Consider the following 12,914-nt stretch of genomic DNA (forward strand, 5'->3'; position numbering starts at 1 on the left):
CGATGAAGAACGAACACACCACACTGCTCGTCATCGGCGGCGGCCCGGGCGGCTACGTCGCCGCGATCCGCGCCGGCCAGCTCGGCATTCCGACCGTGCTCGTCGAACGCGACCGGCTCGGCGGCACCTGCCTGAACATCGGCTGCATTCCTTCGAAGGCGTTGATCCATGTGGCCGACGCATTCGAACAGGCGTGCGGCCATGCCGGCGAAGGCGCGCTCGGGATCCGCGTGCGCGCGCCCGAGATCGACATCGCGAAAAGCGTCGCGTGGAAGGACGGCATCGTCGACCGGCTGACGCGCGGCGTCGGCGCACTGCTCAAGAAGAGCGGCGTGCGCGTGCTGCACGGCGAAGCGCGCGTGATCGACGGCAAGACCGTCGAAGTCGTCAGCGCCGGCCACGCGGTGCGGATCGGTTGCGAACACCTGTTGCTCGCGACCGGTTCCGAACCGGTCGAATTGCCGTCGATGCCGTTCGGCGGGCACGTCGTGTCGTCCACCGACGCGCTGTCGCCCGCGACGCTGCCGAAGCGGCTGGTCGTCGTCGGGGCCGGGTATATCGGGCTCGAACTCGGGATCGTCTATCGCAAGCTCGGCGTCGACGTCAGCGTCGTCGAAGCGGCCGAGCGCGTGTTGCCTGCGTACGATGCCGAACTCGTGCGGCCGGTTGCCGATTCGCTGGCGCGGCTCGGCGTGCGGCTGTGGCTCGGCCACAAAGTGCTCGGGCTCGACAAGCATGGCGCGGTGCGCGTGCAGGCGGCCGACGGCGCCGAGCAGACGCTGCCGGCCGATCGCGTGCTGGTTGCCGTCGGCCGCCGGCCGCGCGTCGACGGCTTCGGGCTCGAGACGCTGATGCTCGATCGCAACGGCCGCGCGCTGCGGATCGACGACACATGCCGGACCTCGATGCGCAACGTCTGGGCGATCGGCGACGTCGCGGGCGAGCCGATGCTCGCGCATCGCGCGATGGCGCAGGGCGAGATGGTGGCCGAGCTGATCGCCGGCCGGCGCCGCCAGTTCATGCCCGCGGCGATTCCGGCCGTGTGCTTCACCGATCCCGAGATCGTGACGGCCGGCTGGTCGCCGGACGATGCACATGCGGCCGGCGTCGATTGTCTGAGCGCATCGTTCCCGTTCGCGGCGAACGGTCGCGCGATGACGTTGCAGGCGACCGACGGATTCGTGCGCGTCGTCGCGCGGCGCGACAATCACCTGATCGTCGGCTGGCAGGCGGTCGGGCGCGGCGTGTCGGAGCTGGCCGCGGCGTTCTCGCAGTCGCTGGAGATGGGCGCGCGGCTGGAAGACATCGGCGGCACGATCCACGCGCATCCGACGCTCGGCGAAGCGCTTCAGGAAGCGGCGTTGCGCGCGCTCGGACACGCGCTGCATGTCTGACGTGCGAGCCCGACAGGGCGCCGCCGGTGCGGGATGCGCGCATCGGCGGCGCTTGCGGCGGCGGAGGTACGTCATGTCGTTTCATTCGATCCGGAATGATGCAATGCCGACGTTCCGCATGCTCGTGCGGAACGGGCGCGACGGCATGGCGCGGCCGGGCCGTGCATCGAATCGCCCGGAACCCACCTGACAAGGCCGTAATTTTTCGAGACGAGCGGAGGGTTGTCGGCGCCGCGTTGGCCGGCGATCATGTCGATAGCCGGAAACCGGGCCGCCTCGGGCCCGCCAACGCAGGCTCCATACGGAAGAACCGGACATGAAACTGCTGCTCGTCGGCGCGACCGGGCTCGTCGGGCGCCACGTCCTCGACGTCGCGCTGGCCGATGCGCGGGTCGATCAGGTGATCGTCCTCGCGCGCCGGCCGTTGTCGCCGCATCCGAAGATGCGTGCGCTGGAAGTCGATTTCGACCAGTTGCCCGATGCGGCCGACTGGTGGCGCGCGGACGCCGTGATCTGCACGCTCGGCACCACGATGCGGGCGGCCGGCTCGCGGGCGGCCTTTCGGCGCGTCGATCACGACTATCCGCTCGCGGTCGCGCGGCGCGCGCACCGGCACGGCACGCCGACCTACGTGCTGAATTCCGCCCTCGGCGCGGACGCTGCGTCGCGCATCTTCTACAACCGTGTGAAGGGCGAGGTCGAACAGGCGCTCGCCGGTGTCGGCTTCGATTCGCTCACGTACGTGCGACCGGGCCTGATCGGCGGCAGCCGCGACGAGTTCCGGTTCGGCGAGCGGCTGTTCGTGTTCGCGCTGAGCGCCGTCGGGCCGGTGCTGCCGGCGAAATGGCGCGTGAATCCCGCGTCGCGGATTGCGCGTGCGATGCTCGACGCGGCGATCGACGCACGGCCGGGTGTGCAGGTCGTCGCGTCCGACCAGCTCGTCTGACGCCGCGCGGGCGGCGCGCCCGCCAGGCTATTCGTCCGCGTTCGCGTCGAGCGCGCCGAACTGCTCGGCGAGCGCTGCCGTGAACGCCTCCAGCGCTTCGCTGCCGTCGGAATTCCGCGGCGTCGCGAGCTGGAACTCGACCGTGTGGCTCAGCTTGCTCGCCAGCAGCCGGCGCATCTTCCCGGCGGCGACCCACGGCGCCGCGACGTGGTCGGGCAGGAAGCCGACGTGCGCGCCCGACAGGATGAAGATCACGTCGGCATCGACGTTTTCCGAAAACGCGGTCGGCTGCGCATTGCGCAGCGCCGCCCCCGACGTATTCGTCTTGTAGAGCCGCGCGACGTTGCTCGCGCGTGCGATGTCGTTGACCGACACGGTTTTCTTCGCGAACAACGGATGGCGGGCGCCGCAATGCAGCGACTGGTGCTCGACGAACAGCGGCGCGTAGTGCAGGCCGGCCTGATGGCCGGAGAAATAGCCGATCGCGAGTTGCAGTTCGCCTTTCAGCAGCCGGCGCTCCAGCTCGTCGGGCGGCACCGCGATCATTTCGATCAGCACGTCCGGCGCGCGCTCGCGAAAGCGGCCGACGGCCGCCGCGATCGACTCGACGACGTCCGGCGAGAGCCGCTCGGACAGGCCGATGCGCAATTCGCCAAGCAACGTGCCCGATACGTGCTGCGTGTCGCGCGTGAACACGTCCATCGCGTGCAGGAGGCGGCGCGTCGACTGCAGCACGCGTTCCCCCTTCGGCGTCAACCGGAAGCCGCTTTTGCCGCGATCGCACAGCCGGAATCCGAGCCGCGTCTCAAGCTTGGCCATGTGCGTGCTGATCGTCGACGGCGCCATGCCGAGCGTGCCCTGCGCGGCGCTGAAGCCGCCGCTTTCGACGATCGTCAGAAAGAGCCGCAGCAACTGCACATCCATGTCTCTGAGTCGGGTCAGCATGGCGATATATCGCAGTTTGTGAAGTTGGCTTATGTTAGTTCATATTTTTCGTTGCGTGCGGCGACGGCAGAATCGGGCACGAGGTCGCCGGCCGTGCGACCGTGTCCCCTTCAGACAGGAATCCGACGATGAGCCAGAACGATTTCGCGTTCACGCGCGACAGCCTCTACGGCACCCAGGCCGAACCCAGTTTCGCGGGCGCGACGAGCTTCATGCGCCGGCGTTTCAGCCGTGATCTCGACGGCGTCGATCTCGCGATCACCGGCGTGCCGTTCGATTCCGCCGCCTCGCACCGGCCCGGCACGCGGTTCGGCCCGCGCGGGTTGCGGATCGCGTCGACGGGCATCGCGTGGGAGCGCCCGTGGCCGTGGTCGTTCGATCCGTTCGACGTGCTGGCCGCGGTCGACTACGGCGATTGCGCGTTCGATCTCGGGCAGCCCGAAGCGGTGCCGGGCGCGATCGAGCGGCATGCCGATGCGATCCTCGCGCGCGGCTGCGCGATGCTGACGCTCGGCGGCGATCACTTCATCACGTATCCGCTGCTCAAGGCGCATGCGAAGGTGCACGGGCCGCTGTCGCTCGTGCATTTCGACGCGCATACCGACACGTGGCCCGACCGCGACGTGAAGCGCATCGATCACGGGACGATGTTCTATCACGCGGCGCGGGAAGGGTGGGTCGTGCCCGAACGATCCGCCCAGATCGGCATTCGCACGACCAACGACGATCCGATGGGCTTCGACATCCAGAATGCGCGCCACGTGCATGGGTCGACGCCCGCCGCGGTCGCCGCGCGCATTCGCGAGCGCGTCGGCGATCACCCGGTGTACCTGACGTTCGATATCGACTGTCTCGATCCGGCGTTCGCGCCGGGCACCGGGACGCCGGTCTCGGGCGGCCTGTCGAGCCATCAGGCGTTCGAGATCCTGCGCCACCTCGACGGCATCAACCTGGTCGGCATGGACGTGGTCGAAGTGTCGCCGCCGTACGATCATGCGGAAATCACGTCGCTGGCCGGTGCGACGATCGCGCTGGAACTGATCTGCCTGTATGCGTCGCGCCGGCGGCAGAAAAAGGAAGCGTCGATCGATGGATGACCTCACCTGGCGCAAGGCCGTTCCCGGCGACGCGGCCGAATGCATCGCGCTGCGGGCGCGCACACGCGAGAACGCGTTCACCGAAGCGCAGTTGCGCGCGCTCGGCATCACCGTCGAAAGCTGGGACGACGGTATCCGCGACGGCCTGCTCTCGGGCCATGTCTGCTGCGTGCATGGACGCATGGTCGGCTACTGCTTCGGCGACACCGGTTCCGGCGAGATCGTCGTGCTCGCGATGCTGCCCGAGTATGAAGGAGCGGGGATCGGCAAGCGGCTGCTGCGGCGCGTGATCGACGATTTCGCGGCGAACGGCTTCACGTCGCTGTTTCTCGGCTGCTCGACCGATCCCGCATCGCGTTCGTACGGGTTTTATCGCCATCTCGGCTGGATACCGACCGGGGAACTGGACGACGCGGGGGACGAGATTCTCACGTTTCAGGTCGGGCAGCGCGGTTGATCGCATGTGTGGTTCGGATCTCGGCGTCTGCCCGGTCCGGACGACTGCCTGGCCAGACCAGGCACGCGGGCACTGCAGCATACGCGCCGACGACGCGACGACGCGACGTCGTGACGCTGCGTGTCGACATCGAGGCCGCGCATACCGGCCGGGCTCCCTCCGCCGACGCATGACGTCTACGCCCGATCGGCGACTTTCGCCGATCGGGCTTTCATTTTTCCGACATCCGTCTTGCGGCAATACTGCGCGGGTGTACCGCGATTGCTCGGACAATTTCGAAAGTCGATCGATACCGGGTAATCACCGATATCCCGCAAGTTGTATATACAAGATCATCCGCTGGCAATGTCGGCACGCGTCGTGCCGGTTGCGCGCCAGCGTGCAGACCGTGCGTGCGTGGCGCATGCCGGCGATCCACGGCGCCCCGCACCCGCAGAGCCGAAAGGGCGGCTCGCAGCTTCCTGTCCCGTTCAAACCATGTGTGGTCCTGAGTATTTTGGAGATTGACCCGTGTCAACGAATTCCAGTGGAAAAGCCGGCGGACTGATCGAGGTACGCTCGATCGACTTCATTCCCGACGCCGAGCGCCACGGCGGCCTGCTGAGCCAGTTCACGCTGTGGCTGTCGGCCAACATGCAGATCACCGCCATCGTCACGGGCGCGCTCGCGGTCGTGCTCGGCGGCGACGTGTTCTGGTCGCTGGTCGCGCTGCTGCTCGGCCAGTTCGTCGGCGGCGCGGTGATGGCGCTGCACGGCGCGCAGGGGCCGCAGCTCGGGTTGCCGCAGATGATCTCGAGCCGCGTGCAGTTCGGCGTGTACGGCGCGATGATCCCGATCGTGCTGGTGTGCCTGATGTACATCGGCTTTTCCGCCAGCGGCTCGGTGCTGGCCGGGCAGGCCGTCGCGCAACTGCTGCACGTCGACGACGCGGCCGGCATCCTGCTGTTCGCTGCCGTGATCGTCGTGCTGACCGTGTTCGGCTATCGCGCGATCCATTTCGTCGGCCGGATCGCGAGCGTGATCGGCATCGTCGCGTTCGTCTACATGTTCGCGCAGTTGTTCGCGAACCACGACATCGGCGCGCTGCTCGCGAACCGGCATTTCTCGCTGGCGAGCTTCCTGCTCGCGATGTCGCTGTCCGCGTCGTGGCAGATCGCGTTCGGCCCGTACGTGGCCGACTATTCGCGCTACCTGCCGCGCTCGACGTCGTCGGTCGCGACGTTTGTCGCGGTCGGCCTCGGCTCGGTGATCGGCGCACAGGCGGCGATGGTGTTCGGCGTGTTCGCGGCCGCGTTGGCCGGCAGCCAGTTCGCGCACCATGAGGTGTCGTACATCGTCGGCCTGGGTTCGACGGGCGCCGTGGCCGCGCTCCTGTATTTCAGCATCGCGTTCGGCAAGGTGACGGTGACGGCGCTCAACGCGTACGGCAGCTTCATGTCGATGGCGACGATCGTCAGCGGCTTTCGCGGCAAGGGCGCGGTATCGTCGAAGAGCCGCCTCGTGTACATCTTCGGGATGATCTGCGTGTCGACGCTGATCGCGCTCGCGGGCCGTCATTCGTTCCTGAAGGAATTCACCGCGTTCATCCTGTTCCTGCTCGCGTTCTTCACGCCGTGGAGCGCGATCAACCTGGTCGATTACTACTGCTTCACGCGTTCGCGCTACGACGTGCCGGCGCTGTCCGATCCGGACGGCCGCTATGGCCGCTGGAACGTGATGGCCATCACGATCTACGTGGTCGGCATCCTGGTGCAACTGCCGTTCATGTCGACGCACATCTACACCGGGCCGCTCGTCGATGCGCTCGGCGGCACCGACATCTCGTGGATTCTCGGCCTCGTCGTGCCGGCCGTGCTGTATTACGTCGGTGCCCGCGCGTCGCGACGCAGCATTCCGGAACGCCTGATCCTGCCGCTCGAACGCGGCGAAGTTCACCACTGACCACACGTCTCGCGCATCGGGCCGGCAAGCCGCCGGCCTGAGCGCCGAGCCGGGCGCGGCCTGCGCCGGCTCCGTCAACACGATTCCGTATCCCGCGATACCGGAGCGGCATCACGCCGCGTCCGGCATCGCTTCAATCTCGACCTATTGAATAGTATGACTAAGAAAAATGAAGCGCACGGCAGCGGTTGCCGTGCGCGGCCGGCGCACGCCGGTCTTCGTTTCACGGTGGCGGTCGCCTGCCTCGCGGCTTCGGGTGCTTCGCTCGCGCAGGATGGCGTCACGCTGTATGGCGTGATCGACGAGTTCGCGCAGGTCGTGAATACGGGCAACGGCTATACGGCGGCGATCGACTCGGGCGGGCAGTGGGGCAGCCGGTTCGGCTTGAAGGGCGGCGAGGATATCGGCGGCGGGCAGAAGATCGAGTTCGCGCTGGAAAACGGCTTCAACCCGAACGACGGCTCGCTCGCGAGTGCCGGCACGATGTTCAACCGGCAGGCGTGGGTCGGCATCGCGGGGCAGTGGGGCAAGGTGCGCGCGGGCCGGCAGAACTCGCCGCTGTTCAACGACCAGGGCGGGCAGGATGCGTTCGGCGGCGTCACGCAGGCGTCCGGCATGGACAACCTGACCGTGTTCGCCTTCCGCACGAGCAATACGCTGTCGTACCAGAGCCCGGAGATCGCCGGTTTCCAGGGCGGGCTGTACGTCGGGTTCGGCGAGGCGGGCGGCGTGCGCTCGGCCGGCTCCAGCCGGCAGTTCGACCTGACCTACGAACACGGCCCGTTCGGCGCATTCGTCGCGGGGCAGTGGTTGAAGAACGCCGCGGCCACCACGACCGATCGCACGATCATGGCCGGCGCGTCGTACGCGATCGGCAAGGCCACCGTGTATGGCGGTTTTTCCGCGGTGAAGTGGGCCGACCTCGGGATCGATTCGCGCGTATACGGAGTGTCGGTCAAGTATCAGTTCAATCCTGCCAACATCATCGCGCTCGGTTATGCGTACCTGCACGACCAGTCGTCGCAAGGCAATCATGCGGACCAGCTCGGGCTGATGTACGAATACGACCTGTCGAAGCGCACGAGCTTCTACGGCGCGCTGTCGTACCTGCGCAACCGCAACCAGGCCGGCTACACGCTCGCCGGTGCGGCGAACCCCGGCCTGCCGCTCGCGTACCCGGGCGCGAATGCGCGCGGCGTGCAACTCGGCATCGTGCATCGCTTCTGACGCACGCAACGCGCCGGGCCGCGTGTGCCCGGCGCGTGCACCGGGCGCACCCGCGCCGTCATTTGCCGAGCCGCTCCGCGAGCGAGTAGCGCTGCATGCAGCGCTCCATCGCGTCGAGAAACGCGTGCTCGGCCGCATTCATCTTGCGGTCGCGATGCCACAGCAGGAACACGTCGACGTCGACGAGCCCGTCGTCGGGCGGCAGCAGCCACAGCCGTTGCTGCGCGATGTCGTCGCGCACGATGTGCTCGGGCAGGCAGCCGATCCCGTAGCCCGCGAAGATCAGCCGCCGCACTTCCTCCAGGCTCGGCGACGACGCGACGATGCGCCCCGTGAAACCCTTCTGGTCGCGGAACACGGTGAGTGGCGACAGGCTGTCGCCGATCTGGTCGCTCGTGAACGACACGAAATTCTCCGCGAGCAGGTCGTCCATCCGTAACTGCGTCTGCCCGAACAACCGGTGATGGCGGCCGCAGTAGATCGCATAGCGCTGGCGCAGGAAGCAGCGCATTTCCAGCTTGTCGTGCGGCGTGCGGCACAGGCCGAGCCCGGCCGTGGCCGTCTTCTGCAGCAGCGACGACAGGATGTCCGACGAACGCATCACCTCGATCTGCAGGTCGATACGCGGATACGCGCGATGGAAATCCGCGAGGAACTCGTCGTAGACGGGCGATTCGATGCGGCTCACCGTCAGCAGCCGGATCGAACCGGTCAGATCGGCCGTGCTGTCGTCGATTTCGGTTTCGAGGCGCGAGATGCCGCCGTAGATGTCGCTCGCGATCCGGTACACGGCCTCGCCCGCCGGCGTCGGCGCGAAGTGCGCGCCGCGCCGCTCGATCAGCCGGCGCTCGAGCGTCTCCTCGAGCCGCCGCAACGCCTGGCTCACGGCCGGCTGCGTGACGTGCAGGCGGGCGGCCGCGCGGCTCACGCTGCGCTCCTGCATGATCACCAGGTAAGTGCGCAGCAGGTTCCAGTCGAGACGGTCGTTCAGGAACGGGGCGAGGTCGGGGCGCATCGGGTCTCCGGACGGGCGGCGGGTAAGGCATTAGTTGAATTTATACGGCGAATAATAACTTGAAATTTGACTAATGATTTGCGGTCACCGATAAAGGAGGGGCGCCGCAGCGTGCGGCGCGAGGCCGCGACAGACGGCCGTCATCACGATATTGCGCGCCGCCCCGCCGCGGCGCGCGTCAGGAGCCCGCATGACCCAGTCCCTTCCTTCCGCCCGCCAGCCGGGACGCGCCGCGACGGCCGCGTTCATCGGCACGATGATCGAGTGGTACGACTTCTACATCTACGCGACCGCCGCCGCGCTCGTGTTCGGCGAACTGTATTTCCCGTCGCATGACCGCTTCGTCAGCACGATGGCGTCGTTCGCGACGTTCGCGGTCGGTTTCTTCGCGCGTCCGCTCGGCGGCGTGATCTTCGGCCATCTCGGCGACCGCATCGGCCGCAAGAAGGCGCTGATGACGACGCTGATGATGATGGGCGTCGCGACCGTGTGCGTCGGGCTGCTGCCCGATTATTCGAAGGTCGGCATCCTCGCGCCGGTGTTGCTCGTCGCGCTGCGCGTCGTGCAGGGGATCGCGGTCGGCGGCGAATGGGGCGGCGCGGTGCTGATGGCGGGCGAGCATGCGCCTCAGGGGCGCCGCACGTTTTTCGCGTCGTTCGCGCAGCTCGGCAGCCCGGCCGGGTTGATCCTGTCGTTGATCGCGTTCCGCGCGGTCACGTCGATGGACAAGGCCGATTTCCTCGCATGGGGCTGGCGCCTGCCGTTTCTCGCGAGTTCGGTGCTGCTCGTGGTCGGCATCCTGATCCGGCTCGGCGTGAACGAGTCGCCGGAATTCGCGCGGGTGAAGGAAGCCAACCGCACGGTGAAGCTGCCGGTCGCGGAAGTGTTCCGTTCCGCGTCGGGGCTCGTGCTGCTCTGCATCGGCGCGAACACGATCGGCATCGCGGGCGTCTATTTCACGAACACGTTCATGATCGCGTACACGACGCAGTACGTCGGCGTCTCGCGTTCGCTGATCCTCGACAGCCTGTTCGCGGTCGCGATCATCCAGTTCTTCGCGCAGCCGCTCGCGGCCTGGATCGCCGAGCGTATCGGCGGCGCGCGCTTCCTCAAGCTCGCGGCGCTGCTCGCGATGCTGTCGCCGTATCCGATGTTCATGCTCGTGCAGGGCGGCACGTCCGCGTCGCTGATCGCCGGCATCGCGCTCGCCGTGGTGTGCATGGCGGGCTTCTATTCGGTGATCGCGGGCTTCGTCAGCGACGTGTTTCCCGCGCACGTGCGTTATTCGGCGATCTCGCTCGCCTATCAGATCTGCGGCGCGATCGCGGGTGGCCTGACGCCGCTCGTCGGCACGTGGCTCGCGCATCGCTTCGCGGGCCAGTGGTGGCCGCTCGCGGTGTTCTACACGTGTCTCGCCGGCATTTCGCTGCTCTGCATCGTCGCGCTCGATGCGCGCCGCGCCGCGCAGCCGGCTGCCGCCGAAGCGCTCGGCTCGCATTGACCCTCAACGAACGAATTGATCCGGAATGCATATGAACGATCTGCTGGAAATCGACGGCGCCCGCCTGTGGCAGAGCCTGGCCGACATGGCGCGCGTCGGCGCGACGCCGCGCGGCGGCGTGCGGCGTCTTGCCCTCACCGATGACGACCGGCGCGGGCGCGACCTGTTCGCGCAATGGTGCCGCGACGCGGGGATGACGGTGAGCGTCGACACGGTCGGCAACCTGTTCGCCCGGCGTGACGGCGCCGATGCGCACGCCGCGCCGGTGCTGATCGGCAGCCATCTCGACACGCAGCCCGAAGGCGGCCGCTTCGACGGCGTCTATGGCGTGCTCGCCGCGCTCGAACTCGTGCGCACGCTGAACGACGCCGGCATCGCGACCGACAAGCCGCTCGAGATCGTGTCGTGGACCAACGAGGAAGGCGCGCGCTTCGCGCCCGCGATGCTCGGCTCGGCGGTGTTCACGGGCGCGTTGCCGCTCGACGACGCGCTCGCGAAGCAGGACGCCGACGGCGTCACGCTCGGCGCGGCGCTCGACGCGTGCGGCTATCGCGGCACGCGTGCGACGGGCGGTGCGGTCGACGCGTATTTCGAGGCGCATATCGAACAGGGGCCCGTGCTCGAGGCGAACGGCACGACGATCGGCATCGTCACGGGCGGCCAGGCGATCCGCTGGCTCGACGTGACGGTGACGGGCGTGGCCGCGCACGCGGGCACGACGCCGATGCCGTATCGCAAGGACGCGTATTTCGCGAGCGCGCAGATCGCGCTCGAACTCGAACGGATCGTCGCCGCTTATGCGCCGCGCGGGCTCGCGACGATCGGGCAGGTCGGCATCCGCAACGCGTCGCGCAACACGATTGCCGGCGACCTGACGTTCACGGTCGACCTGCGTCATCACGACGATGCGGAAGTCGATGCGATGGAGCGCGACCTGCGCGACGCCTGCGCACGCGTCGCCGCCGCGCGCGGCGTGCAGGTGGCGGTCGAGACCTGCTGGCGCAGCCCGGCGACGCCGTTCGACCGCGCTTGCGTCGGGCTGGTCGCGCAGGCGGCGGCCGCATTCGGCTACACGCACGAACGGATCGTGAGCGGCGCCGGCCACGACGCGATCCTGCTCGCACGCCGCTTCCCGACCGCGATGGTGTTCATTCCGTGCGTCGACGGCCTGTCGCACAACGAAGCCGAGGATGCGTTGCCCGACGACGTGACGCGCGGCACGAACGTGCTGCTCCATGCGGTGCTGGCGCGGGCCGGCATCGCGGCGCGCGTCGACGCGGCGGCTGCCGCGCACGGCGCCTGATCCGGCGAATCGACGAGGACCCCATGAAAACCTATTTCCATCCCGAACAACTGCTGCACCATCCGCGCAGCTACCTGTCGCGCGGCCAGATGCGCGAACCGCAGGAAGTGCCCGAGCGCGCGGCGCGGCTCGTCGCGGCCGTCCGGTCGCTCGACTTCGACGTGCGCGAGCCGGCCGACCGCGGCACCGCGCCGATCGCGGCCGTGCACGACATGAACTACCTGCGCTTTCTCGAGGACGCGCACCGCGACTGGAAGCAGATGCCCGACGACTGGGGCGACGAAGTGATGTCGAACGTGTTCGTGCGCGATCCGAACCCGCTGCGCGGCGTGCTCGCGAAAGCCGCGCGTTATCTCGCCGACGGCAGTTGCCCGGTGGGCGCGAACACGTGGCGCGCGGCGTACTGGTCCGCGCAGGGCGCGCTGGCGGCCGCGGCCGACGTCAACGACGGCACCCGCGAAGCCTATGCGCTGTGCCGGCCGCCCGGCCATCATGCGCGCCGCGACGCGGCGGGCGGCTTCTGCTACCTGAACAACGCGGCGATTGCCGCGCAGGCGCTGCTCGGCCGCCATCGCCGCGTCGCGATCCTCGATACCGACATGCATCACGGGCAGGGCGTGCAGGAGATTTTCTACGGCCGCGACGATGTGCTGTACGTGTCGATCCACGGCGACCCGACCAACTTCTACCCGGTCGTCGCTGGTTACGAGGAAGAGACGGGGACGGGCGCCGGCGACGGCTTCAACCTCAACCTGCCGATGCCGCACGGCGCGCCCGAGTCGACGTTCTTCGAGCGGCTCGACGACGCGCTGCGCGCGCTCGACCGGTTCCAGCCCGATGCGCTCGTGCTCGCGCTCGGCTTCGACATCTACAAGGACGACCCGCAGTCGCAGGTGGCGGTCACGACCGACGGGTTCGGGCGGCTCGGCGGTGCGATCGGCGCGCTCGGGTTGCCGACGGTGATCGTGCAGGAGGGCGGTTATCACCTCGCGAGTCTCGACGCGAACGCGCGCGCGTTTTTCGGCGGGTTTGCCGCGGGGCGCTGACTGAACCGTCGGAACCGGATTGCACGCTGAAAATGACAACGG

11 protein-coding genes are annotated in these 12,914 nt (G+C 68.2%); 9 read left to right on the plus strand and 2 right to left on the minus strand.

Features of this window, described 5'->3' with window-relative positions; all coding sequences use genetic code 11:
• Positions 1–2 precede the first annotated feature (2 nt).
• Together lpdA and MMB92_RS10890 are read left to right on the plus strand one after the other, a co-directional pair.
• On the plus strand, positions 3–1,394 hold the full coding sequence (gene lpdA / locus MMB92_RS10885) for a dihydrolipoyl dehydrogenase (protein ID WP_006481751.1): 1,392 nt from the start codon (positions 3–5) through the stop codon (positions 1,392–1,394).
• Between the two features lie 316 nt (positions 1,395–1,710).
• Entirely contained in the window at positions 1,711–2,340 is a 630-nt protein-coding gene (locus tag MMB92_RS10890; RefSeq protein WP_006481785.1) for an NAD(P)H-binding protein, read from the plus strand.
• Positions 2,341–2,367: 27 nt separating this feature from the next.
• On the opposite strand, the gene MMB92_RS10895 is transcribed toward MMB92_RS10890, so the two are convergent.
• Positions 2,368–3,285, minus strand: a complete 918-nt coding sequence (locus tag MMB92_RS10895; RefSeq protein WP_034200780.1) for a LysR family transcriptional regulator — start codon at positions 3,283–3,285, stop codon at positions 2,368–2,370.
• A 128-nt stretch (positions 3,286–3,413) separates the two neighbouring features.
• On the opposite strand from MMB92_RS10895, the gene speB reads away from it, so the two are divergent.
• From speB to MMB92_RS10915, 4 genes are all read left to right on the plus strand, one after another.
• A complete protein-coding gene (gene speB / locus MMB92_RS10900; protein WP_277562693.1) occupies positions 3,414–4,382 on the plus strand; it encodes an agmatinase in 969 nt (322 codons plus the stop codon).
• Positions 4,375–4,839, plus strand: a complete 465-nt coding sequence (locus tag MMB92_RS10905) for a GNAT family N-acetyltransferase (RefSeq protein ID WP_264835442.1) — start codon at positions 4,375–4,377, stop codon at positions 4,837–4,839. Before speB ends, MMB92_RS10905 begins: the two co-directional genes overlap by 8 nt.
• A 510-nt stretch (positions 4,840–5,349) precedes the next feature.
• Entirely contained in the window at positions 5,350–6,780 is a 1,431-nt protein-coding gene (locus MMB92_RS10910; protein ID WP_006497643.1) for a cytosine permease, read from the plus strand.
• Between the two features lie 156 nt (positions 6,781–6,936).
• On the plus strand, positions 6,937–8,007 hold the full coding sequence (locus tag MMB92_RS10915) for a porin (RefSeq protein ID WP_264835441.1): 1,071 nt from the start codon (positions 6,937–6,939) through the stop codon (positions 8,005–8,007).
• Between the two features lie 58 nt (positions 8,008–8,065).
• Here the strand turns inward: MMB92_RS10915 and MMB92_RS10920 are convergent, their stop codons facing one another.
• A complete protein-coding gene (locus tag MMB92_RS10920; protein WP_077056219.1) occupies positions 8,066–9,022 on the minus strand; it encodes a LysR family transcriptional regulator in 957 nt (318 codons plus the stop codon).
• Between the two features lie 190 nt (positions 9,023–9,212).
• On the opposite strand from MMB92_RS10920, the gene MMB92_RS10925 reads away from it, so the two are divergent.
• Genes MMB92_RS10925 through MMB92_RS10935 form a run of 3 tightly spaced genes read left to right on the plus strand, consistent with a single transcriptional unit; the run spans position 9,213 to position 12,872 of the window.
• Positions 9,213–10,523 carry an MFS transporter gene (locus tag MMB92_RS10925; protein ID WP_062884637.1) on the plus strand — a complete coding sequence of 437 codons (1,311 nt, stop codon included), beginning with the start codon at positions 9,213–9,215 and terminating at the stop codon, positions 10,521–10,523.
• Positions 10,524–10,554: 31 nt separating this feature from the next.
• Positions 10,555–11,826, plus strand: a complete 1,272-nt coding sequence (locus MMB92_RS10930) for a Zn-dependent hydrolase (RefSeq protein WP_043205807.1) — start codon at positions 10,555–10,557, stop codon at positions 11,824–11,826.
• Between the two features lie 23 nt (positions 11,827–11,849).
• Complete coding sequence (locus tag MMB92_RS10935) at positions 11,850–12,872, plus strand: histone deacetylase family protein (protein WP_264835440.1); 1,023 nt, start codon at positions 11,850–11,852, stop codon at positions 12,870–12,872.
• Positions 12,873–12,914 lie beyond the last annotated feature (42 nt).

It is taken from the genome of Burkholderia sp. IO2 (genome assembly GCF_029522185.1).
GTDB classification, from domain to species: domain Bacteria; phylum Pseudomonadota; class Gammaproteobacteria; order Burkholderiales; family Burkholderiaceae; genus Burkholderia; species Burkholderia cenocepacia.

Coding starts and splice junctions, on each gene's coding strand:
- lpdA (WP_006481751.1), top strand. CDS start 3: ATGAAGAACGAACACACCACACTGCTCGTCATCGGCGGCGGCCCGGGC.
- speB (WP_277562693.1), top strand. CDS start 3,414: ATGAGCCAGAACGATTTCGCGTTCACGCGCGACAGCCTCTACGGCACC.
- MMB92_RS10895 (WP_034200780.1), bottom strand. CDS start 3,285: ATGCTGACCCGACTCAGAGACATGGATGTGCAGTTGCTGCGGCTCTTT.
- MMB92_RS10935 (WP_264835440.1), top strand. CDS start 11,850: ATGAAAACCTATTTCCATCCCGAACAACTGCTGCACCATCCGCGCAGC.
- MMB92_RS10915 (WP_264835441.1), top strand. CDS start 6,937: ATGACTAAGAAAAATGAAGCGCACGGCAGCGGTTGCCGTGCGCGGCCG.
- MMB92_RS10905 (WP_264835442.1), top strand. CDS start 4,375: ATGGATGACCTCACCTGGCGCAAGGCCGTTCCCGGCGACGCGGCCGAA.
- MMB92_RS10925 (WP_062884637.1), top strand. CDS start 9,213: ATGACCCAGTCCCTTCCTTCCGCCCGCCAGCCGGGACGCGCCGCGACG.
- MMB92_RS10890 (WP_006481785.1), top strand. CDS start 1,711: ATGAAACTGCTGCTCGTCGGCGCGACCGGGCTCGTCGGGCGCCACGTC.
- MMB92_RS10920 (WP_077056219.1), bottom strand. CDS start 9,022: ATGCGCCCCGACCTCGCCCCGTTCCTGAACGACCGTCTCGACTGGAAC.
- MMB92_RS10930 (WP_043205807.1), top strand. CDS start 10,555: ATGAACGATCTGCTGGAAATCGACGGCGCCCGCCTGTGGCAGAGCCTG.